14 protein-coding genes are annotated in these 24755 nt (G+C 32.5%); 11 read left to right on the top strand and 3 right to left on the bottom strand.

Annotated features, from left to right (window positions below; all coding sequences use genetic code 11):
- Positions 1-2: 2 nt before the first annotated feature.
- The 3 genes from AAFN75_RS06580 to AAFN75_RS06570 form a co-directional block, all read right to left on the bottom strand.
- The gene (locus AAFN75_RS06580) at positions 3-446 is read right to left on the bottom strand and encodes a GNAT family N-acetyltransferase (RefSeq protein ID WP_411808801.1); all 444 of its coding nucleotides are present in this window, start codon (positions 444-446) and stop codon (positions 3-5) included.
- Positions 447-555: 109 nt separating this feature from the next.
- A complete protein-coding gene (locus tag AAFN75_RS06575) occupies positions 556-1473 on the bottom strand; it encodes a cation diffusion facilitator family transporter (protein ID WP_411808800.1) in 918 nt (305 codons plus the stop codon).
- Complete coding sequence (locus AAFN75_RS06570) at positions 1474-1908, bottom strand: RpiB/LacA/LacB family sugar-phosphate isomerase (RefSeq protein ID WP_411808799.1); 435 nt, start codon at positions 1906-1908, stop codon at positions 1474-1476.
- A 693-nt stretch (positions 1909-2601) separates the two neighbouring features.
- Between AAFN75_RS06570 and AAFN75_RS06565 the strand changes: the two genes are divergently transcribed.
- The 11 genes from AAFN75_RS06565 (at position 2602) to AAFN75_RS06515 (ending at position 24748) form a co-directional block, all read left to right on the top strand.
- Entirely contained in the window at positions 2602-4077 is a 1476-nt protein-coding gene (locus tag AAFN75_RS06565; protein ID WP_411808798.1) for a T9SS type A sorting domain-containing protein, read from the top strand.
- 194 nt (positions 4078-4271) lie between these two features.
- Positions 4272-8015: a carbohydrate-binding protein gene (locus AAFN75_RS06560; RefSeq protein ID WP_411808797.1), complete on the top strand. Its 3744-nt coding sequence runs from the start codon at positions 4272-4274 to the stop codon at positions 8013-8015.
- A gap of 161 nt (positions 8016-8176) precedes the next feature.
- Positions 8177-9700: a T9SS type A sorting domain-containing protein gene (locus AAFN75_RS06555; protein WP_411808796.1), complete on the top strand. Its 1524-nt coding sequence runs from the start codon at positions 8177-8179 to the stop codon at positions 9698-9700.
- Between the two features lie 197 nt (positions 9701-9897).
- A complete protein-coding gene (gene rnr / locus AAFN75_RS06550) occupies positions 9898-12093 on the top strand; it encodes a ribonuclease R (protein WP_411808795.1) in 2196 nt (731 codons plus the stop codon).
- Positions 12094-12242: 149 nt separating this feature from the next.
- A complete protein-coding gene (locus AAFN75_RS06545) occupies positions 12243-12536 on the top strand; it encodes a YbjQ family protein (protein ID WP_144114806.1) in 294 nt (97 codons plus the stop codon).
- A 141-nt stretch (positions 12537-12677) separates the two neighbouring features.
- Positions 12678-13355 (top strand): head GIN domain-containing protein, encoded by a 678-nt coding sequence (locus AAFN75_RS06540; RefSeq protein ID WP_411808794.1) that lies wholly within the window; start codon positions 12678-12680, stop codon positions 13353-13355.
- A 156-nt stretch (positions 13356-13511) separates the two neighbouring features.
- Positions 13512-16322 carry a triple tyrosine motif-containing protein gene (locus AAFN75_RS06535; protein WP_411808793.1) on the top strand — a complete coding sequence of 937 codons (2811 nt, stop codon included), beginning with the start codon at positions 13512-13514 and terminating at the stop codon, positions 16320-16322.
- Positions 16323-16554: 232 nt separating this feature from the next.
- Complete coding sequence (locus AAFN75_RS06530; protein ID WP_411808792.1) at positions 16555-19569, top strand: SusC/RagA family TonB-linked outer membrane protein; 3015 nt, start codon at positions 16555-16557, stop codon at positions 19567-19569.
- Between the two features lie 12 nt (positions 19570-19581).
- The gene (locus AAFN75_RS06525) at positions 19582-21054 is read left to right on the top strand and encodes a RagB/SusD family nutrient uptake outer membrane protein (protein WP_411808791.1); all 1473 of its coding nucleotides are present in this window, start codon (positions 19582-19584) and stop codon (positions 21052-21054) included.
- A 12-nt stretch (positions 21055-21066) separates the two neighbouring features.
- Positions 21067-23052, top strand: coding sequence for a carbohydrate binding domain-containing protein (locus tag AAFN75_RS06520; RefSeq protein WP_411808790.1), 1986 nt, complete (start codon positions 21067-21069; stop codon positions 23050-23052).
- A gap of 10 nt (positions 23053-23062) precedes the next feature.
- Positions 23063-24748 (top strand): family 16 glycosylhydrolase, encoded by a 1686-nt coding sequence (locus tag AAFN75_RS06515; RefSeq protein ID WP_411808789.1) that lies wholly within the window; start codon positions 23063-23065, stop codon positions 24746-24748.
- The last annotated feature ends 7 nt before the right edge of the window (positions 24749-24755 follow it).

Here is a 24755-nt window from a genome sequence, read left to right as displayed (position 1 = left end):
AATCAACTTTTTATCATAGCAATATGAGGTATATTGTCTTCCAAATACTCCTCGCCTGTTTCTTTAAATCCTAAATTATTATAGAATTTTAATAAATATACTTGTGCCGATATTTTAATAGTAGTCTCATTAAAATAAGTTTTTATCGCTTCCGCGGAAGCGTTCATAATATCGTAACCATATTTATACTGTCTTTCATTTTTAGCAACCACTACCCTACCAATGCTTGCTAATTCAAAATAATCTCCAGGTTTAAAAATTCTTGTATAAGCCACAATTTTATCATTTTTAACACCTAATACATGAAGGGATTTTTGATCTTTTCCATCAATATCTTGGTAAACGCAATCTTGCTCTACTACAAATACTTCACTACGTAATTGCAATAAGTAATACAATTCGGGTGTGGTAAGTTCTTTAAAAGATTTTACTTTAATATCTAGCATGATAATCGGTTATTAAGGACTTTAGTAACAAGTAGTAGAATTCATTATAATTGAGGGTTAATCTATAATTTTTAAAAAATATGAAGCAGATTACAGTCTAGTCAAAAATTTAATCTTGCACAATTATATCCTTGGCATCATTTTTACCAAATTCTGGTTGAATATTTACATGATTAATATCGTATTTATCGAATACCAAATCTTCAATTTGATGTAAAATGGTATCAAATTGAGATAAGGTAATATCTTGATTAAAATCGATATGAGCTTCTAAATGAACTTCGTCTTCATTAAGTTGCCAAACATGCACATGATGAATACTTTTAACAGTTTCAAAAGCATTTATTTCATCAACAATTTGTTTTATAGGAATGGTATCTGGTGTGAACAACATAAGTACCTTGGTTGAATCTTTTAATAAATCGAACCCCATCCAAACTAAATAAATTGCTATTGCAAAGGTTAAAACACTATCTACCCACAACAGTTGATAATACTTCATTAAAAGGCCGCCAATTAAAACGGCTACACTAGCCATCATATCTGTTAATAAATGCAGGTAGGCACTTTTCATGTTCATATTAGAATCAGCATCTTTTTTAAGTAAAAGCACACTAAAACCGTTTCCTAAAATAGCCACTAAAGACAGCCATATTACTAAACCAGAATCAATTTTTTGAGGATCTTGAAATCGTTTTACAGCTTCAATAATTAATAAAATAGCTACTACAATTAAAGTGGCTGCATTAATAAAAGCGGCTAAAATTTCGGCGCGTTTATAACCGAAAGTTTTTTGAAAAGACGCCTTCTTTTTAGTTAAATTATTTGCTACGTAACTAATAATTAAAGAAATAACATCGCTAAAATTATGCAATGCGTCACTTAGTAAAGCTAAACTCCCAGAAATTAAACCACCAACAACCTGAGCTGCAGTAATAATAATATTTAAAAAAATAGATATGAGAAGGTTACGACCTTTTAAGTCGCTATGAACATGCGCGTGATTATGAGCATGATGGTGCTCCATTTAGCAAGACAATGGAATTTTATCTATTCTGTTTTGGTGTCTGCCGCCTTCAAATTCAGTACTTAAAAAAGTTTCTACCATTTTTAATACTTGAGGAATAGCAGTAAACCTAGCAGGAATACACAATACATTAGCGTTGTTATGCTGTCTAATTAATTCTACTATTTCGTTAGTCCAACAAATACCAGCGCGAATTTTTTGGTGTTTATTAGCCGTCATAGCAACACCATTAGCACTACCACAAATTAAAATACCAAAATCTGCTTTATTAGTTTCAACATCATTAGCAACTGGGTGTACAAAATCTGCGTAATCTACACTATCAAAAACATCGGTGCCATGGTTAATTACATTATAACCTTTAGTTTTTAAAAGTTCTATTATTGCAAATTTATAATCGGTACCTGCGTGATCGTTTCCTATAGAAATAGTCATTATTATGTATATTGATTTTTATAATTACAAAGGTAGTAAATTATGGATTTAGATTGCCTTTTTACTTAACCTGTGTTATATAAACAATTTACTTTTTAGTATAATTATAAAAGTGTAAAACCTAATGTATAAAATTAAAGCGTACTAATTAGAGTTATAAACAATGTGTAGTATTATGTGCATGACATGTTAATAACTGTTGATTAGTTTTTAAAAGAAAAACATTGAATATCCAATAAATTTTACAATCCATAACCTTTAGTTAACATGCAAATAAGTTAATGTAAATTTATAGTTAAGTTATAAGTCTTATTTATGTAGTTGTGAGTCAAAAAGTTTATAATACTTATTAAAAATTGTTGTTAATAGTTGTTATTAACAATTGTTAATAGTAATTATAAATCACTTTAAATTAAACGAGTTAAGTGTTTTAAAATTGTTCATTTAGTATCAACAAGATTCTATAAGATATATATCAAAGAAAATATTAAAAAAGTTATACCGCTATTAACAGACTATAATAAGCACCATTTATTTTTTTAAATTTTAAAAGAAAAATGATTATATATATATATATGTGGATAACTATCATTTTAAACTAAAATTGAAAAAAAATAGTATTAAAAATTAATATTATTTTGTCTATAATTCTTTTATTTGCAAATAGTTAATTAATTAATATAAGAATTTAAAATGAAAAAAAATTTACTTTATTTATTATTCGTTCCCTTATTCTCTTTCTCTCAAGAACAAATAGGCTCGGATATTAATGGAGAAGCAGGTAATGATAAATCTGGCACTTCAGTTAGTTTATCTGCAGATGGTAGCATCGTAGCTATTGGTGCACCTGATAACCAAAGTGGTTTAAATGCCCATTCAGGTCATGTAAGGGTATTTAAAAATGTATCTTATAGTTGGAAGCAGCTGGGTAAAGATATTGATGGTATAGGTAATACTGATTTTTTTGGGAAATCTGTTAGTTTATCTGCAAATGGAAATATAGTTGCTATTGGTGCAAACGGAAATAGAGATAATGGATGGGCTTCTGGCCACGTGCGTGTTTTTGCAAATAAAGATAATGTTTGGACTCAAATAGGTAATAATATTATAGGAGAGAATGATAATGATCAGTCTGGAATTTCTATTAGTTTATCCGCAGATGGAAATATAGTAGCTATAGGAGCTCATTTAAATGATGGAAATGGAACAGATTCTGGACATGTAAGAGTTTATCAAAATATCTCGGATAAATGGATACAAATAGGAAATGATATTGATGGTGAATCTGAAGGTGATCAATCAGGTTCTGCTATATCTTTGTCTTCAAATGGAAAAGTATTAGCTATTGGTTCTATTTTAAATAACGGTAACGGTCCAGAATCTGGTCATGTTCGTATTTTTAAATATGATTCAGGAAGTTGGAAACAGATAGGTAGCGATATAGATGGTGAGGCTGCTTATGATAGTTTTGGTAGTGCAATTAGTTTATCTGCAGAAGGGAATATAGTTGCCATTGGAGCTATTAATAATTATGGCAGCGGCGAAAAGTCTGGACATGTACGGGTTTTTGAAAATAATTCAGGAAGTTGGAAACAAATTGGAAGCGATATCAATGGAGAAAAAGCATTTAATAGATTTGGTTCTTCGGTTAGTCTTTCTGAAACGGGTAATATAGTTGCTATTGGTGCAATAAAAAATGGAGAAAATGGTACTAATTCAGGACATGTTCGTATTTATAAAAATATTTCTGGTAGTTGGATTCAATTTGGAAACGATATGGATGGTGAAAATTCTCAAGATAGCTCTGGTAGATCTATAAGTTTATCATCCGATGGAAACATTGTAGCTATTGGAGCGCCTTTAAACGATGCCAGAGGAGAAAATTCAGGTCATGTTCGGGTCTATGATGTAAATTTAGATACTTTATCATCTACAAGCTTAAATCAGGATTATTTTTCATATTATCCAAATCCTGTAAAAAATGAGTTAAACCTTCATTTAAATAGTGGGTTAGAATTAAAACAAGTTAATATTTACAACATACAAAGTCAGTATTTATTTTCTGTAAAGGCATCTAAAATAGATGTTACAAATTTAGCAACTGGAATGTATTTTTTCGAAGTTGAAACCAATCAAGGTAAATCGGCTAAAAAAATAGTTATTGAGTAAATAAAATATACATTGAAAATACTTTAGGCTCACATTAATTTGTGAGCCTTTTTTTATAAACTAATATTAAAAAAATGATTTACAAAAGGCAAAACCGTAGTAAAATGAGCATATAATTACAGGTTTTAATCAGTAAGTTATATTTAATTCCTTTTCAAGGATCTAAATTAGATTACTTTTTAAAATGATATATAATGAATCAAAAAATTACTAAACTATCTTTATTTCTATTTATCAGTTTGATGTTTGCACAATATATAAGTGCACAAAATTTTGTACATCCTGGTTTACCATTTACAATAAATGACTTAGAAAGGATGAAGGCAAATCGAACAGATGTAGAACCTTGGAAAGAGTCATGGGACATGATTTTAGGTTTTCAGCAATCGTCTCTTGATTATCAAATGCAAGGTCCCGCAATAGAGGTTGTAAACAAAGGGAATGATGATCTTTTCATAAATGATGTGAATGCTGCACTTTATCATGCACTACAATGGTATTTTACAAAAGATTCGTCTCATGCTGAATTAGCGATGTCTATTATTGAACCCTGGGCTACCACTCATAAATCATGGGGTGGAACCTCAGCACATCTTGGTGCTGCGTGGAGAGGTGGTACTCTTGTACAAGCTTGTGAAATTTTAAGATATACGTATCCAGGATGGACAGATGAACTTACGGCAAAAACAGAAGATTATTTTCTAGATGTTTATTGGCCACTATTTAGGCTGCCAAATCCTTTACGTGCTGCTAATCAAGGTGCAAATAATCTTATGGGAGCTATGTATGTTGCTGTATATATTAACGATCAAGAAAAGTTTGATATGTGTATTGATGCTTATTTAAATGATCAATGTGGAGGTATTTCTAATACATTACCGAATGGAGAAAATGGAGATACAGGTAGAGATCAAGGACATGCTATGGGTATGATTGGAAACCTTGCTACTTGTGCAGAGATTGGATGGGCTCAAGGCATTGATTTATATGGTGTATTAGATAATAGATTACTTGCAGTGCATGAGTATTGGACTAAGTATAATTTAGGAAATGATGTACCTTGGATTGATTTTGGTACATGTTATAATTATTTTACATCTATTGGTGCTGATGGTAGAAATGCAGCTTCTTCAGATGCTATTCCTGTAACGGAATTAACTTACGGAGCATATGTAGTTCGTAAAGGTCTTTCAGCACCCTATATAACACAATATCGTGAAGCAATGGGAGTTGATGAAAACACGTTTATTTTTGCTAAGGACGAAACATTTATGACTACTGCACCTTTTACTTCTGCATCGGATCCAGAATTTACTTTAAGTGAAGTCACTAATTTATCAGGTGCAAATATTGGTTCTGTTGGAGTTAACGGTAGTAGAACTTATAATAATGGAACTTGGACTATAGAAGGAGCAGGATTAGATGTTTATCGTTTTGGTAGTGATTCTTTTCATTATGCATATAAACAAATAACAGGTGATGCAGTATTAATAGCAAAGGTAAATTCAATTGAAAATACAAATAGTAATGCTAAAGCGGCAGTAGTAATTAGAGAAAGTCTAGCTGCAAATGCAAAAACAGCAACTATGTCTTTAACGTATTCATCAGGTTGTGTTTATAATTCACGTGGTTTTTATGCTGCGGATGGTTCGGGTTCTCTTTCTGATCCAGAGCCGGTTGCTCCATTTTGGATAAAGATTGAACGTAGAGGAGATAATATTGTTGGTTTTGTAAGTCCTGATGGCGTAAGTTGGTCTGCTCAACAAAATACGATGTTTAGCATGGCTGAAGATTATTATATAGGTTTAGGAGTTTCATCTACAAATAGTAATGTGCTTTGTACTTCTATTTTTACAGATGTTAAAATTGGTTTTGTAGACGGAGATACCGAAGATTTAGGAGTTTATGCACAAATTGAAGCCGAAGATTATTCAGCAATGTCAGGTATCTCTACTGAAAACACTACGGATGTTTCAGGAAATGAGCAAGTGACTTCAGTAGATACTGGTGATTGGACGGAATATGAAATTACTGTGCCATTTTCGGGTACTTATTTAATGGATTATCGTGTAGCAAGTGCTGTTAGTGGTGATTTAACACTATTTTCTGGAGCCACTTCTTTGGAACAAGTTACATTTACAGAAACTGGTGGGGATAGTAATTGGACTACCATACAATCTGCTTCACAGTTTTATTTAACAAAAGGCACACAAACTATAAAAGTATTATCTAATTCTAATGGTTTTAAATTAAACTGGATGAGGTTATTACTGCAATGTAAAGATGTACCTGTTATACCTTATGTAGAATCCTTTAATACTTCGGGTTTGTCTTTAGGTAAACGTCAAACTTCAGAAATTACAATCTTACCTGGAAACAAAGCGATTTTACAACCATTAGAACAAGAAGGTGGTTCATGGATTTGGGCAGATGAAAATAATAATATTATTGCTACCCAAAGAGTGTTGGTTTTTGATAATATACAGAAAAGTCAATCTGGTAATTATCAAGTTACCTATATAGCTGATTGTGGAAGACCAAATAAATTAACATTTACTATTAATGTTACGGACTCCGTTTATATTGAAGCTGAAGATTATACAGCCATGAATGGTGTAAGCGTTCAAGCTACTAGCGATACAAGTGGTACTTCTGAAGTTACTAATATTGCTTCTGGAGATTGGTTAGAATATCAAATAGATGTACCATTTAGAGCTATATATTCAATCGATTATAGAGTAGCAAGTGCAACAAATCCAATTAATTTCGATGTAAATATTAATGGTTCCTTAACGAGTCAAGTTAGTTTTAATGCAACTGGAGGCGCTGAAACATGGGAAACCAAAACTCAAGCTTCCATATATCTTGAAGAAGGTTTACAAACCCTAAGAATACTTCCAAGCACAAATAATTGGAAAATCAATTGGTTGCAATTAAATTTCGTAGAACTTATTGACGCATGTAGTTTACCTTATGAAAATACTGGATTTACTTTACAAAATACAGTTACAAATTGGACAACAGGACTCATAAATATTACATGTGAAGCTGAAGTTGATGTATTAATAAAGTACGATGAAATAGGTACTTTAACTGCATCTGACGATTTTAAGGTATTTTATAAGCTTGATGGCGGTGCTAAAACAGAAATAACAAATGTATTAGAGTCTGGAGACGATAGATTTGCTTATAAGGATAACTTATCGGGCAGTTCATTAGAGCTTATTATTGAATCGCAGTCATCAAGTGTAAGTGGATATTATAATGTTTCAGAAGTTAATATTTATACAGGTCATAATGAATCAGATATCATTCAAGCAGAAAATTTTGATGATGTTAATGGTTCTAACTCCGAAACATGCAGAGATACTGGAGGTGGATTAAATATGGCTGGAATTAGAAATGATGCCTATTTAATGTATTCCAACATAAATTTAACAGGAGTAGAAACTATTAATGCTCGTTTTGCAACAAGAACTATTGGAGGAATTTTAGAAGTAAGAATAGATTCTCCAACTGGCGAATTATTAGGTACCGTTGATTTACCAGGCACAGGTAATTGGCAAAGTTGGACAACTGTGTCAGGAGCATTATCCAGTAAAGTAGGGTTTTATGATGTTTACCTAGTATTTAAAACAGAAGGAACAGGTTATGTAGGTAATATTAACTGGTTTGAGTTAATAGGTACATTAAGTGCAACGAATATTGATTTAGAAAATCGTATTAAAATTTATCCAAATCCAGTTAAAGATATGGTTCACATCAACATAGATAATTCTATGAAACTAGAACAAGTAAAACTTTACAACCTTCAAGGTCAATTATTAAAGCAAGAAAAAAGTAAAGACTTTAAGGTATCAGGATTAAATTCAGGTATTTATCTATTAGAAATCCAGACAGACAAAGGTAAATCAACCAAAAAAATAGTTATTGAGTAAAAAAATATTTACTTTAAAACACAAAAAGACTCACAAATTAATGTGAGTCTTTTTGTGTTTTAAAAATTATTATTATATTAGTCATCTATAAATCAACTGATTATATTTCCTCTAGAACTTTTTTGTGGTAGTTATAAATATATTAACTAAAATCACATAAAATGAAGCAGTTCCATTCTAAATCAAAAATTGTAAGAAGCCTAAATTTTTTATTTTTAATAATTCCTTTATTAACTTTTTCACAAGTTCAAATTGGTGAAGATATTCTTGGAGAAGGATTTGCTGATTTTTCAGGATCTTGTGTTTCTATATCTGGCGATGGTACTATGGTTGCAATCGGAGCACCATTTAATTATGGAAGTAGTATTTATGCTGGTCAGGTACGTGTTTATGAAAATAAAAATAATGAGTGGATTCAAGTCGGTAGTGATATAGATGGTAAGGATTTTCATGAACACTTAGGATCTTATGTAAGTTTATCAAATGACGGAAGTGTAGTTGCAATTAGTGCCCCTGATAGTGATAAGAATGGCACAGATTCTGGAAACGTAAGTATATATAAAAACATTAATGATGAATGGACTCAAGTAGGAAATGATATTCTAGGTAAGAATAGATATGAATTATTAGGTACCAGTCTTAGTATATCAAATGATGGTAGTATTGTTGCGATAGGAGCTCCTGAAAGTCATGTTATAGAACATAGTCCTGGTCTTGTAAGAGTGTATAAATATATAGGTAATAATTGGATTCAAATAGGTAGTGATATTTATGGTGAAGATGATAATGACGAGTCAGGCTTAAGTGTAAGTTTATCTGGAGAAGGTAATATAGTAGCTATCGGTGCTCCTCATAACGCTGAGGTTAACAATGCTAGTCAAATTTTAAATATTGGTCATGTACGTGTATTTAAAAATATCAATGATGAATGGATTCAACTAGGTGATGATATTGATGGTGAAGAATATGGGCAATTTGGTTATAGTGTAAGTTTATCAAATGATGGTAATATTTTAGCTATAGGAGGAATTTATAATGATGGTATTACAATTAATGATGGACAAAATGAAGGTCATGTACGTGTATATAAATATTTTAATAATAGTTGGATTCAAGTAGGTGATGATATTGACGGAGAGGATGCAGAAGATAAATCAGGTTGGTCGGTGAGTTTATCAAATGATGGTAGTATAGTTGCTATTGGTGCACCTGATAATGATGGTAATGGTGATGGATCTGGTCACGTTCGGGTATATCAAAACTTAAGTAATCATTGGTCACAAATTGGAAGCGATATAAATGGTGTAAATAGTAATGATGAAGCAGGTTTTTCAACTAGTATATCTTCTGATGGGACTATTTTAGCTGTAGGATCAAGATTCTATGGTGAAGGAGGTTTTTCTCAAGGTCACGTTAGAGTTTACGACTTAACCACAGTATTATCAGCAGAAAGTTTTAAACATAACTTCTTTTCATATTATCCAAATCCTGTAAAAAATGAATTAAATATTAACTTAATTACTGGATTAAAGCTAAAACAAATCAATATTTATAATATCCAAAGCCAATATTTGTATTCAGTAAGAACATCAAAAATAGATGTTACCAATTTATCGAGTGGTATGTACTTTTTAGAAGTTGAAACAAATCAAGGTAAATCGGCTAAAAAAATACTCATAGAATAGTAATAATTTCTTCAATATTTAAAAAAGGCTCTCATTAATTTGAAAGCCTTTTTTCATAAATTAACTATAACAAAACACCCATTTAATATTAAAACCGTAGCTTTGTAAAAAGAAATAGCAAATTCTTCACATTAATAATGCTATTTAATAACAAAATTTCCAATATCTTATGGAAATATAATGATTACAATAATTAAATGAGTAAAAAAAGAAAAGGGAAATCCAAAAAGAATGGTATTTCCAACCTAACAAGTACAATCTTAAGTATTTTAAAAAAAGAAAGAAATCAAAGTTTTAACTACAAACAAATTGCTGCTAAACTTGGTGTTAACGATGCTAGTAGCAGAAATCAAATTATAAAAACATTAGCCAAACTAACTGCTCAGCAAGAGATAGAAGAGGTAGAACGCGGTAAGTTTAAAGCAGTCGTAAATGCAGAATACCATATAGGAAAACTAGATTTAGGCGCTAAAGGAAATGGTTATGTTATTTCCGACGATTTTGAGGACGATGTCTTTATAGCATCCAACAATATTAACAAAGCATTACATGGCGACGAAGTAGAATTCTACGCTTATAAACGCAAAAACCGAGGAAAGAAAGAAGGCGAAATTACCAATATTATAAAACGTGCAAAATCAGAGTATGTAGGCGTTATTCAAATACACGAAAAAAAGAATTTTGCTTTTGTAGTAGTAGATAGTAATAAAATGTACAAAGATATTTTTGTACCAATTAATAAAATTAATAAGGCCGAAGATGGCGATAAGGTATTAGTATTACTTGAGGAGTGGCCAGAAAAAGCAGATTCACCAAACGGTAAAGTACTTAAAGTATTAGGTAAACCAGGAGAACACAATACCGAAATTCATGCTATTCTAGCCGAATACGGATTACCATTAGAATTCCCACACGAGGTTGAAGAATTTGCAAATAACATAGATACTTCAATCACCGAAAAAGAAATAGCAAACCGTCGAGATATGCGTAAAGATTTAACCTTTACCATAGACCCTAAAGATGCTAAAGATTTTGATGATGCTTTATCCTTTGAGGTTCTAGATAACGGACTCTACGAAATTGGAATTCATATTGCCGATGTATCACATTATTTACAAGAAGGCACTGTGCTGGACGATGAAGCTTACGAGCGTGCAACCTCTGTATATTTAGTAGATCGTGTGGTACCAATGCTTCCAGAAGTATTATCAAACAATGCCTGTTCATTACGTCCGCATGAGGAGAAATATACCTTTTCGGCAGTTTTTCAAATCAATGATAAAGCCGAAATTAAAAACCAATGGTTTGGTAGAACAGTAACGTATAGCGATGCTCGATATGCTTACGAGGAAGCTCAAGCTGTTATAGAATCTAAAACAAATGCCATTCCTGCCGAAGTTTCATTAACAGGAAAAACATATCAAACCGATCAAAAATTAGCGGATGCCATCTTAAAAATGGACGAACTAGCTAAAATTATGAGAGGCAGACGCATGCGCGATGGCGCAATATCTTTCGATAAGGTAGAAGTAAAATTCAATTTAGATGAGCAAGCAAATCCGGTAGGTGTATTCTTTAAAACAAGTAAAGATGCTAATAAACTTATCGAGGAGTTTATGCTTTTAGCTAACAGAAAAGTATCAGAATTTGTTGGTAAACAAGATCCTAAAAAAACCTTTGTATACCGTGTTCACGATGAGCCGGACGATAGTAAATTAGCTTCATTACAAAATGTAGTGGGCCGTTTTGGTTACAAACTTAATTTTAAAGATCGTAAGAGCACAACCGCTTCTTTAAACAATTTATTAAAAGAAGTAAACGGTAAAAAAGAACAAAATCTAGTCGATACTTTAACTATTCGTAGTATGAGCAAAGCCGAATATACCACCCATAACATTGGGCATTACGGTTTAGCATTCAATTATTATAGTCACTTTACATCACCAATACGTCGTTATCCAGATGTTATGGCGCACAGGTTATTACAACACTATTTAGATGGCGGAAAATCGGCTAGCGAAGAGGTTTACGAAGAGAAATGTAACCACTCCAGCAATATGGAAGGTTTAGCAACCAGAGCCGAACGTGACTCTATTAAATACATGCAAATTCGTTTTATGGAAGATCATAAAGACGAAGATTTTGTGGGTGTAATAACAGGCGTTACCGATTGGGGAATCTATGTAGAAATTATAAGCAACAAATGCGAAGGTATGGTAAGCGTTCGCGACATGAAGGACGATCATTACGCCTTCGATCAAGATCTATACGCTATGGTGGGTAAAAACAACGGTTTGGTCTATCAACTAGGCGACGAGGTAGTCGTAAAAGTTAAAAACACCGATTTAGTTAAAAAACACCTCGATTTTAACCTATTAGGAAAACCACAGTAATAACATATTTATAACAATTTGGGCGTTACCACAAGGGTCGGGCTTTCGGCAGTCGCTTTTTTGTGTTGCATAAGTGCAACAACACAAAAAGAGCTTCAACAAAGCCTCAATCCCTAACGCAAGCAACGTGTTTAAACAAAATAAAAATCATGATATTAACAACAACACATTCAATAGAAGGTTTTAAAATTAACGATTACTTAGGCATCGTAACTGGTGTATCAAGTGTTATTAAAACATCCTTTTCATTTAAAACCGAAAAAAACAATGCTTTAATTGCAGAGGTTATAAATAAAGCAAAAGAAGAAGCGTTTCAAAATTTAAAAGAGAATGCAGCTAAATTAAAAGCCAATGCGGTTGTAGGTATTCAATTAGATATGGAAACCGAAGCCGGATCCTATTATTTTATATCTGTTACGGGAACCGCAGTTAACGTTTTATAAAATTTTTAGTTACATCTAGGTTTTGTTTTTAATTCTAAAAGCGAAGCAACCTTAATACTTTAATTATAAAGTTTTCATAAAGTAAATAGCTTATGGAATAAATCTTGATAGTTTTGCGTTAAACAAAAAACAAAAACATTCATGAAAACCTTAATTAAAGTAGTTGTACTGTTTGTAACAACGGTGTGTTTAGCACAAAACCCTATTGAAAAAACCGTTGGAGAGTTTAGCGAATTAAAAGTTTACGATTTAATAGAAGTAGAACTTATTAAATCAGATATCGATAAAGTTTCGGTTACCGGAAAAAATGCTGCCGATGTTTTAGTAAATAATAAAAACGGTACCTTAAAAATTAAAATGAAGCTTGAAGAAGCTTTTGATGGTAATAACACTAAAGTAAAATTATATTATACCAATGTAGATGTTATCGATGTTAATGAAGGTGCAAAAGTACATTCCAATGATGTTATCGAGCAATTCGAAATAGATTTAAACGCCCAAGAAGGTGCAAGTATCGATGTAAAAGTCGCTGTTAAATACACAAATGTGCGTGCCGTTACTGGAGGTTCTGTTAAAGCATCTGGTAAATCAAATAACCAAGATATTTCAATTTATACAGGAGGTATTTACAACGGTAAAGATTTAAGTACTAAAGCTACCGAGGTTTCAATTAGAGCAGCTGGCGAAGCTCAAGTAAATGCAACCAAAAAAGTAATAGCTAAAGTAAGAGCTGGTGGTGAAATTTTAATTTACGGAAACCCAGAAGAAATTGAAGAAAGTAAAATTTTAGGTGGGCGTATTTCAAAAGCTAAAGAATAATTTATCCTAAAAACACAATAAAAAAATATACAAAAAACCTTCTATTTAGAAGGTTTTTTGCTTTTATAACATATTAATTTAACAATACATAAACTATACAGTGTTGGTTATACTTACTGTTTTTAGTACCTTGGTAACAAAACAAAACTAAACCTAGTGAAATATAGCAACTACGTAGTCTCTCTTTTATTGTGTTTATTTTTTCTTAATGCAATTGCACAAGAAAGACCACCTATAAATGTTTTTTATCCAGAAGATTATGGTGCAGAATCACAAAATTGGTCTATTTCTCAGGCTAATAGTCGGTTTATTTATATTGCAAATAATAAAGGCTTGTTGGAATATAATGGGGCTAAATGGACGTTGTACAATTCGCCAAACCAAACCAATATAAGGGCTGTTCAAGCTATAGATAATTTGGTTTACACGGGTAGTTATCATGATTTTGGTTTCTGGAAAAAAGATAATTATGGTATTTTAAATTACACATCACTTTCTAAAAATTTAAAAGTTGATTTATTGGAAGATGAAGAGTTTTGGAATATCATGGCTATTGATAATTCCATATTGTTTCAATCTCTAGATCGTATTATTATTTTTAATAAAGTAACAAGTAGTTATAATATTGTTAATTCCCCAACTAAAATTTCTAGGCTGTTTAAGGTAGATTCTAGTTTCTATTTTCAAAGTTTAAATAATGGATTGTATAAAATAGAAAATGGTAATAGTGTTTTAGTTTCTAGCGATGCTATTATTAAAAACAATGTTATTGTAAACATTTTTACTTCTAATGGAGTGCCTATCATTCTTACTCAAGACAATGGTTTTTTTCAACTAATAAATAATCAGTTAAAACCTTGGATAAGTTCTGCTTCGGCTGTTTTAAAAAACATAAGTGTATTTAGTAGTATTCAACTTAAAGATGGAAGCCTTGTACTTGGTACCATTTCTAACGGTCTAATTCATATTACCAAAAATGGCGATGTTAATTATAAAATTAACCAAACTAACGGATTAACTAACAATACTATTTTGGCTCTTTATGAGGATATCGATAATAATATTTGGTTAGGTTTGGATAACGGAATAAACTGTATAAATATTAAATCGCCATATCATATTTATTATGATTATAGTGGCATGATTGGTAGTGTTTACACCTCTAAAGTATATAACAACATGCTTTATTTAGGTACAAATCAAGGTCTTTTTTGTAAACCATTATACAGTAACGAAAAAGTGGAATTTTTAGAGGGAACACAAGGGCAAGTTTGGTGTTTAGATATTCTTGATAACACCCTGTTTTGTGGTCATAATTCTGGAACCTTTATAGTTAATAATAAACAGGCAACTAAAATAGCTAATGTTCAAGGTACTTGGCAAATAAAGCAAATTGCTAATCACAAAGATTTACTAATTCAAGGTAATTATAATGGCTTAAATATTCTAGAGAAAATTAATGGACAATGGCAGTTTAGAAATAAAATAAAAGGTTTCGATATTTCTAGTAGGTTCTTTGAGTTTATCGATAGTAATAGTGTTTACCTGGTTCATGAATACAAGGGTTCATTTAATATAAAAATTGATAAAGAATTTACTAAAACAGTACAAGTTAATCAAGATAACTCAATGCCTATTAAACTTAATTCTAGCTTAACTAAACATTATAGCGATATACTATATTCAAACAATAAGGGTGTTTTTAAGTATCAAAAGGCTTCTAATAAATTTATAAAAGATAGTGTATTAAGTGAGTTAATTGATCAAGATAATTTTACTTCGGGTATTATTGTTTCCGATAGTTTAACTAATACATTATGGGGCTTTTCTTCTCGAGGAATTAAATATACTACATGGTCTAGCTTAAGTGGCGAAAACAGTATTAAAAGTATCTCTTTTTCCGAAGATTTAAGAAAAGATGTGTTAGATTTTGAAAGTGTGACACATTTAGATGATCAAAAGTATTTATTTGGATCTACAACAGGATATATTGTTTTGGATTTAGATAAACTTGGTAGAAAAAATCATGAGATAACCTTAAATCAAATTAAAGTAAGTACCTCTAAAGTAAACGATAGTATAAAATATGTTGATATAACTGCTAGTCCCGAATTTAAAAACAAGGAAAATAATATTCAATTTTCTTATAGTATTTCAGAGTTTTCTAAAATACTAAAACCAGAATATCAATATAAGCTAGATGGTATTTATAATAAATGGAGCGATTGGTCTAGTAATGGTACTGTTTTATTTGAAAACCTTCCTTTTGGAGAATATACTTTTAGTGTAAGAGGTCGAGTGGGCTACCAGGTTACGGAAGGTAATAAAACATATACTTTCCATATTCAAAGACCATGGTATTTATCAAACCTGGCTATTGCGCTTTATGTGCTTGCATTATTATTATTTTCCCTGTTAATGCATAATATTTATAAACGGTATTATAGAAAACAACGTGAAAGACTCATGTTAAAAACAACAAGGGAACTAAGTCTTAAAGAATTAGAGAATAGACAACAATTATTGCGCTTTAAAAACGAAAAATTAAGAGAAAATATTGATTCAAAAAATAGAGAGTTGGGTATTTCTACAATGAATCTTATAAAGAAAAATGAATTCTTAAATACTATTAAAAAAGAATTAGAAAATTCTGAAGACAAAAACCTTAGTAAGGTTATAAAAATTATTGATAAAAATCTTAATAATTCAGATGATTGGAATCTGTTTCAAGAGGCCTTTAATAATGCTGATAAAGATTTTCTAAAAAAGATTAAAAGTTTACATCCAAGTTTAACGGCAAATGATTTACGTCTTTGTGCCTATTTACGTTTAAATTTATCTTCAAAAGAAATAGCTCCCTTATTAAATATTTCTTCCCGTAGTGTAGAAGTGAAACGATACAGGTTAAGAAAGAAAATGGATTTAGCTCACGAATCTAGCCTTACTAATTATATATTGGAAGTTTAATTTCCACAACAATACAATCTTTTACCTATACAATACCACAACATTGCGTGTTTTTTAACTTTCTTACTTTTTTTATTACAAAGTTTAATTTGATAATAAAAGCCTATAATTATTAGGATATTATTATATTTTAACACCTTTTTTTATAATGTATATTTTTTGTTGGGGTGGTTTTTATTAATAATACCTCAATACCTTCTTAATTTTACCTCAAACAAAAACTAACATATTTATGAGACACACGCTATTACAAGTTTTAGCTTTATTCTTTATAACCTTCGTAGGTGCGCAGAATATTGATATAAGCGGAAACGTTCAGGATGAAACAGGTTTTCCTATTCCTGGGGCGAACATTATTGTTAAGAACACCTCTAAAGGAACCACAACAGATTTTGATGGTAACTTTATCTTAACTGGAGTGGAAAAAGGATCTACTATTATGGTTACTTACATTGGTTATGTAACTAAAGAAATAGTAATATCTAATAACAACAAATTAACAATTCAACTACAAGAAGATTTAGCTCAGCTAGATGAGGTTGTAGTAGTAGGTTACGGAACTCAGAAAAAGAAAGACGTAACAGGAGCAGTATCAATAGTAAGTGCTGCAACACTAGAAGATTTAAGACCTGTAGATGCGGCTCAAGCATTACAAGGCACATCGGCTGGAGTTTCTGTTACTGCGCCATCAGGATCTCCTGGTGGAGGATTTAATATTTTAATTCGTGGTGTAAGTTCTAACGGAGATAACGGTCCATTAATAATTATTGATGGATATAAAGGCGATTTAAACTCTATTAATCCTAGCGATATTGAAACCTTTTCTATTCTAAAAGATGCACAAGCAGCCATTTATGGTATTGAAGGTGCAAACGGTGTTGTATTAGTAACTACAAAAACAGGTAAGAAAAACTCAAAAGCTAAAATTAGTTATAATGGGTATACAGGTATTCAAGAAACTACTCGTGAGTTACCTTATTTAAACGCTACCGAATATGCTTTAATTTTAAACGAAAGCTATGCTGCAAATGGTCAAACATTACCATTCCCAAACGTTAGTGGTTTAGGTACAGGAAACGATTGGCAAAAGCAATTGTTCGATACAGCGCCAATTACTAATCATAGTTTATCGGTGACAGGTGGTGGCGAAAAAAGCACGTATTACTTTGGTGGTTCTGTTTTAGAGCAGAAAGGTATTGTTGCTAGCGATAAATCTGATTTTCAAAGAGCAAATGCTAAAATTAAATTAACCTTCGAGCTTTCTGATAAATTAAAGTTTACTACATCGGCTAATTATTTTAATAATAATAGAAAAACTATAGGCGAAAATGCTCTAGGAACGCCATTATTTAATGCATTAAACTATGCACCTACTTACAACCTAGATCAACAAGATACATCTGGCTTTTTAGGAAACGAAGTGGTTAACCCTATTTCTCAAATAGCAAATACATATAATAAATATTCAGGTAATGCTATTGAAGGTACTTTTCAATTAGAATACGAAGCTTTCGAGGGTTTTAAAATTACATCACGTATAGGTTTGAAAGCTTATAATGATGATAAAAAAGAATTTTCTCCTAGTGTGAATTATGGTTCTGGTAAAGTTTTTAATAATGATAGGAGTAGTGTTACCCAAACAAAAAACACAAATAACACCTATACTTGGGATACTTTTGCAACTTATAATAAAGTGTTTGCAGAAAACCACAATACCACATTCACTTTAGGTACAAGTGCACAACGTGCATGGGGCGATAATCTTCAAGCAACTGGTTTTGATGTGCCAAACAACTCTTGGGAATTTGCTGATATTTCTTTAGCAAATGGATTGAGTGAAGCAAAATCAACCAGTTCATATATTTATGATACTAGGTTATCTTCATTTTTTGGTAGAATTCAATATGATTTTAAAAGCAAATATTTACTATCTGCAATGATTCGTAGAGATGGTGCTTCAGATTTTGCACCAGAGAATAGAATAGATTATTTCTCATCTGCTACTGCAGGTTGGAAAATTTCAGATGAAGATTTTTTACAAGATTCTGAAACGATAAACTTCTTGAAACTTAGAGCCAGTTACGGTACTTTAGGAAATAATGTTGGAGATGATTTATATAGAGCTTTATTAAGCGGAGAAGCAACTTATGTTATTGATGGCGCATTAGTAACAGGAACAGCAAATGGCAGAATTCCAAATCCGGATGCACAATGGGAAACTGCCGAAAAATTGGATATAGGTTTAGATATGAATCTATTTAATAATAAGCTTGAAATAGTTGCTGATTATTTTGTTGAAGACAGAAATGATTTATTGATTGAAAGTTTTCCTGTTTCAGGAATTATAGGTGCCGGTGCTCCTGGTGCCGGTTTACCAACAGTAAATGCAGGTACAACAAGAAATAAAGGTATTGAGCTTTTTCTAAATTATAAAGAAACACTTTCAGATAAATTTTCTTTTGGCGTAAGCTATAACGTAACCAAAATTGATGGTGAGGTTACCGATATTAACGGAGGCGTTATTCCAGAAGGCGGTTCATTCAGTGTAGGGCAGCCGGCGATTTCTAGAATGGAAATAGGTCAACCTATTGGATATTTCTACGGTCTTAAAACGGATGGAATTTTCCAAAATCAAGCAGAGGTTAATGCACATCCATCACAAACCAGTCTTGGGGCTGACGCTGCACCAGGCGATATTCGTTTTGTAGATACAAATAACGATGGTGAAATCACTATTGCAGATAGAACATATCTAGGTAAACCTCAAGCCGATTATATTATGGGTCTAAATTTAAATTTCGATTATAAAAATTTCGATTTTGGTGCCTATATGTATGCCGAATTAGGAAAAGAAACGGTACGTAACTACGAACGTGATCAACCTAATGTAAACCGATTAAATTTATATTTAGATAGATGGACAGGTGAAGGAACAAGCAACACGGTTCCTAGAACAACTTTGGGTGTTACAAACAATAAATTGTTTTCAGATTTTTATGTTGAAGACTCTTCGTTCTTAAGAATTCAGAACATTCAGTTAGGTTATTCTTTGCCACCAGCTGTTATTGAAAAACTAGGAATTAGTAAATTCCGTTTGTATGCTTCAGTAAATAATGCTTTTACATTTACTAAATATAATGGTTACGACCCAGCTGCAACTAATGGCGATGCTATTGGTGGAGGAATAGATTATGGTTTTTACCCAATTTCAAGACAGTTTATTTTAGGCTTAAACCTTTCAATATAAAATATTTTACAGATGAAAAGATATATAAACAAAATAACAACAAGTTTAATTGCCTGCTTATGCGTATTTGCAATTTTTTCTTGTAGCGACAATTATTTAGAAGAAGTAGATAGATACAGTATTGATTCTGAGAGCTATTTCAATTCTGAAACTGATTATTATAATGCCTTAATTGGTGCTTATGATTTACTACAATCTACCTATTTAAATGTTATTATGGGCGAAATAGCCTCAGATAACACATTGGCGGGAGGCGAGAGCGCAACAGATGTAGTAAGCTGGCAACAAATTGATGATATGATTCACACACCTGTAAATGGTGAGTTAAGAAAATTATGGGATTGGATGTATGCTGGTGTTAATAGAGCTAATTTTATTTTAGAATTTCAAGATAAAACAGACTTTGAGGGTAAAGAAATTATTCTTGGTGAAGCTCATTTTTTAAGAGCATATTACTACTTTGAATTAGTAAAATGGTTTGGTCCTATTCCATTAAAAGAAACGCGTTTTCAATTAGGAGACGAGACGTCTATTCCTCGTTCTCCAGTAGCAGATGTTTATGCTTTAATTGAAACCGATTTAAAATATGCGGTAGCTAATTTAAACTATACAGCGCCTCAAATAGGTAGAGCAACTAAAGGGTCTGCGCAAGCACTTTTAGGAAAAGCATACTTATATCAAAATAAATTTGCACTTGCTGCTACTGTTCTTGATGATTTAATAGTAAAAGGTCCTTATGATTTGGTAGATGATTACAATACTATTTTCGAAAATGCAGGTGAAAATAATATAGAATCTGTTTTTGAGGTACAATATTCTGATGCGGAAGGCGCTGGTTTCGATTGTTTACAGTGTAGTGAAGGTAATGTAGCTGTTGGTTTTAATGGTATAAGAAATTATTCAGGACCATTCTTCGATTCTGGTTTTAGTTTTAACGTACCAACACAAGAAGTGGTTGATGAGTTTGAAACTGGAGATTCACGTAAAAGTGTCGCTATTCTAGATATTGAAGCTTGGGCAGCAACAAATGATGCTACTTATGGCGAAGGTAATGAGCACACGGGATATTTCAACAGAAAATATATTGCTAGAAAAGGCGATTTAAATACAGGAGATCCAAACTTAACAAATCCAAATAACTACAGAGCTATTCGTTTTGCTGATGTCTTATTAATGGCAGCAGAAGCGTATAACCGTGGTGATATTGATGATTCTAAAGCACAAGGTTATTTAAATAGAGTTAGAGCTAGAGCTTTTGGAGAACCTAATGAGGTAACCTCTACAGGTGCTGTACTTACTGATGCTATTGCTCATGAAAGACGTGTAGAACTAGTTGGTGAAGGTCATCGTTTTTTCGACTTAGTAAGAACTGGTAGAGGAACAGAAATAGATGGGTTTACTACAGGTAAAAATGAAGTATTTCCAATTCCAATTGAAGAAGTTCAATTTTCAAACGGAAACTGGGAGCAAAACCCTAATTATTAATAAAAAGATAAGATGATGAAAATTATAAAATATGTATTCAATTTATGTCTTGTTGCGCTAATTGTTATTAGCTGTGTAGAAGATGATAATACCGATTATGTAGATGCTATTGCTGCACCTGCAAATGTTTCTGCTAAAATAAGTGTTACACAAGATAATACGGGATTAGTTACTATTACACCCTTAGCAGAAGGCGCTGTAAGTTATAACGTTAGTTTTGGTGATGGTTCTGAGATTGAAGAAGGTATCACTCCAGGAAATGGTGTAGATCACATTTACGAAGAAGGAACTTATGAAGCTACCATTACAGCTGTAGGACTAAACGGATTAACTACAGCAGCGACACAAAATGTTGTGGTATCGTTTAAAGCTCCAGAAAATTTAATGGTAACTATTGAAAATGATGCAGCCATTTCAAAACAAGTAAACGTTTCAGCAACGGCTGATTTTGTAACGTCTTTTGAGGTGTATTTTGGTGAAGTAGGAAAAACAGATCCTGTTGTAATGAATATAGACGAAACCATTTCGTATCTGTATGAAGAAGCCGGTACATACACGATTAGGGTAGTAGCTATGAGTGCTGCCATTGAAACAGTGGAATATTCAGAGGAGTTTATTGTTACAGCAATTTTACAACCATTAACCGCCGCTCCAACACCAAATAGAGCACAAAGCGATGTGATTTCTATTTATAGCGATTCTTATGTAAACCCAGACCCAATAGATTATTATCCTAACTGGGGACAAACAACTACGTACACTCAAATTGAAGTCGCTGGAAATAGTGTTATACAATATGGCGATTTAACCTATCAAGGAATCGATTTTAATACGGTTGCAGTAGATGCTTCTGCTATGGAATTTATACATATTGATGTTTGGACTGCCGATGCTAATTTTAATGCTAAACTTTCACCAATAAGTTCTGGTCCAAATGAAGCGGCTTACGATTTAGCGCTAATTCAAGATCAATGGACATCTTTCGATATTCCTATTTCATTTTTTACAGACGCTAATCCTGCTTTAAATTTTGGTGATATCATTCAATTTAAGTTTGATGGTGTGCCATCTGGAGGTGGAACTATTTTTGTAGATAACCTATATTTCTATAAACCTGGAACAACGGCACCAGTTAATTTGTTAACCAATGGCGATTTTGAAAACGGTAGTGATTCATGGCTTATTGGAGTTGATGACAACTCTTCAGCGCCAGTAACTACCGAAGGCGATAATACGTTTTACTCGGTTAATGTAGCGAGTGCAGGAAACCCGTTTGATGTTAATGTGAGTCAAAAAGTAGAAATTACACAAGGCGAAACATATACCTTAACTTTTGATGCTTGGTCAGACGGAAATAGATCTATACTTGCAGGAATAGGTCTTAGTGCAGATCCTTGGACAAATACTACTGAAAATGTAAATATCACTACAACACCGACCACATATTCATATACGTTTACAGCAACAGATTTTGGTGCTGCTAATGCACGAGTAATATTTGATTTAGGAGCCGAAGTTGGCATTGTGAATATAGATAACGTGATTTTAAGTGGTGGTGAAGGTGTCGTTGTTAATCTATTAGCTAATCCAGATTTCGAAAATGGAAGTGATTCATGGTTAATTGGTGTTGATGATAACTCTTCAGCTCCAGTTGTTACCGAAGGCGATAACACGTATTATTCTGTTAATGTTGCAAGTGCAGGAAACCCGTTTGATGTTAATTTAAGTCAAAAAGTAGAAATTATTCAAGGTGAAACGTATACGCTAACTTTTGATGCGTGGTCAGATGTCAATAGATTAATAATTGCAGGAATAGGCCTTAGTGCAGACCCTTGGACAAATACTACTGAAAATGTTAGTATAACAACAACAAGAGCAACATATTCGTATAGCTTCACAGCAACCGAATTTGGTGATGCTAATGCACGAGTAATATTTGATTTAGGAGCCGAAGTTGGTATGGTTAATATTGATGATGTATCGTTGGTTTTAGAATAAAAAGTGAGTCATGAAAGAATTAAAAACAAAAAAAATGAAAAACTTTAAATATTATATTGGATTGTTATTGGCACTTACTCTAGTGTTTACTAGCTGTCAAGAGGATGATGCATCAATAGGTGACATTATCACACCATCAAACGTTACTATTAGTGCTGAAGTTGTTGGTTTAGATGCTGATAACCCTTACGGTGATGGAAGTGGATTTGTTAATTTTACAGCTACTGCAAACGATGAAATAACATATCAATTTAACTTTGGCGACGGAAAAACAGGCGTAGCACCTTCTGGCGCAATTCAACATCGATTTACTGTAACAGGAGTAAATACATATACAGTAGTTGTTAGTGCTGTTGGCAGCGGTGGCGTTACTTCAAGTACATCTATGGAGGTTGAAGTTTTTAGTTCATTCTCAGATGTTGAGGTTGAAAACTTTTTAGCGGGTGAATTGGTTAACGATTCTAAAAAATGGTATTGGGCAGCTAACATACCTCTTCATGTAGGTTTAGGACCTGTAGAAGATGATTATGGTAATGGTGAATTTGCTTATGAAGCTTGGTGGAATGCTATTCAGCCTTGGGATGAAGAAAAATCTTGTATGTATGATAATGAGTTTGTTTTTACACGTACTGAAAAAGGATTAACATTCGAGCAAACAGTTGGTCCTGCTTTTGTTCCTGGTACTTATGCAGGAACCATTGGTGTGGATGGCGATACGTGTCATGATGAAACTGTGGCAACTACAATGTTCGGTGTTAAAAACGTATCCTTTTTTCCGTCTTCTTCAAAAGCGGCCACAGAAGGATCTTATAATGAAAAGCCATATAGAGGAACAACCTTCGAAATTTCTGATGGTGGTTTTATGGGTTGGTATGTTGGCGCAAGCACTTATGATATTATATCAATTTCTGAAGATAAGTTACATGTTAGAATAATTGAAAAAGGAGGTGGTGCTGCTTGGTATCAAGTATTTACTTCAAGTAAACCAACAGAAGGAGAGGTGTTCGAATCTGTCTTTAATAGTTTAGTTTGGTCTGACGAATTCGATACTAACGGAGCGCCAGATGCCACAAAATGGACCTATGATATAGGTGCTGGTGGATGGGGAAACCAAGAGTTACAAACCTATACCAATAGTACGGATAATGCTGTTGTAGAAGACGGCTTTCTTAAAATTACAGCAAGAGCAGAAAATGGAGGTTATACATCTGCAAGATTAAAATCTGAAAACTTATATGAGTTTACTTATGGTCGTGTTGAGGTTAGAGCGAAATTACCAAATGCTCAAGGTACTTGGCCAGCAATTTGGATGCTAGGTGCTAATTTTGATATAGTAGATTGGCCTGCTTGTGGCGAAATTGACATTATGGAACAGAATGGTCAAGATAAAGCAACAACTTATGGCGCTTTACATCGACCTGGTAATTTTGGTGGAGATGCCGATATAGGTAGCATCCCAAATGCTACATCCACAACAGAATTTCATAATTATACCGTGGAGTGGACTACAAGTGAAATTAAACTGTTAGTTGACGATACTGTGTTTTTATCGTTTGCTAATTCACCAGATACACCGTATAACTTAGATTTCTTTATGATATTAAATATCGCTATGGGTGGTGCTTTAGGTGGAGATATAGATCCAGCATTTACTGAGGATACTATGGAAATTGACTACGTGAGAGTTTATCAATAGTCAACAA

Source organism: Algibacter sp. AS12 (genome assembly GCF_046736315.1).
Lineage (GTDB): Bacteria > Bacteroidota > Bacteroidia > Flavobacteriales > Flavobacteriaceae > Algibacter_B > Algibacter_B amylolyticus.
The sequence above is the reverse complement of the archived record's forward strand: the minus strand, read 5'-3'. Positions and strand labels throughout refer to the sequence as shown.

Bases quoted from the DNA above. Each gene is read 5' to 3' on its own strand.
- AAFN75_RS06580 (WP_411808801.1), bottom strand. From the start codon at position 446: ATGCTAGATATTAAAGTAAAATCTTTTAAAGAACTTACCACACCCGAA.
- AAFN75_RS06575 (WP_411808800.1), bottom strand. From the start codon at position 1,473: ATGGAGCACCATCATGCTCATAATCACGCGCATGTTCATAGCGACTTA.
- AAFN75_RS06570 (WP_411808799.1), bottom strand. From the start codon at position 1,908: ATGACTATTTCTATAGGAAACGATCACGCAGGTACCGATTATAAATTT.
- AAFN75_RS06565 (WP_411808798.1), top strand. From the start codon at position 2,602: ATGAAAAAAAATTTACTTTATTTATTATTCGTTCCCTTATTCTCTTTC.
- AAFN75_RS06560 (WP_411808797.1), top strand. From the start codon at position 4,272: ATGAATCAAAAAATTACTAAACTATCTTTATTTCTATTTATCAGTTTG.
- AAFN75_RS06555 (WP_411808796.1), top strand. From the start codon at position 8,177: ATGAAGCAGTTCCATTCTAAATCAAAAATTGTAAGAAGCCTAAATTTT.
- rnr (WP_411808795.1), top strand. From the start codon at position 9,898: ATGAGTAAAAAAAGAAAAGGGAAATCCAAAAAGAATGGTATTTCCAAC.
- AAFN75_RS06545 (WP_144114806.1), top strand. From the start codon at position 12,243: ATGATATTAACAACAACACATTCAATAGAAGGTTTTAAAATTAACGAT.
- AAFN75_RS06540 (WP_411808794.1), top strand. From the start codon at position 12,678: ATGAAAACCTTAATTAAAGTAGTTGTACTGTTTGTAACAACGGTGTGT.
- AAFN75_RS06530 (WP_411808792.1), top strand. From the start codon at position 16,555: ATGAGACACACGCTATTACAAGTTTTAGCTTTATTCTTTATAACCTTC.
- AAFN75_RS06525 (WP_411808791.1), top strand. From the start codon at position 19,582: ATGAAAAGATATATAAACAAAATAACAACAAGTTTAATTGCCTGCTTA.
- AAFN75_RS06520 (WP_411808790.1), top strand. From the start codon at position 21,067: ATGATGAAAATTATAAAATATGTATTCAATTTATGTCTTGTTGCGCTA.
- AAFN75_RS06515 (WP_411808789.1), top strand. From the start codon at position 23,063: ATGAAAGAATTAAAAACAAAAAAAATGAAAAACTTTAAATATTATATT.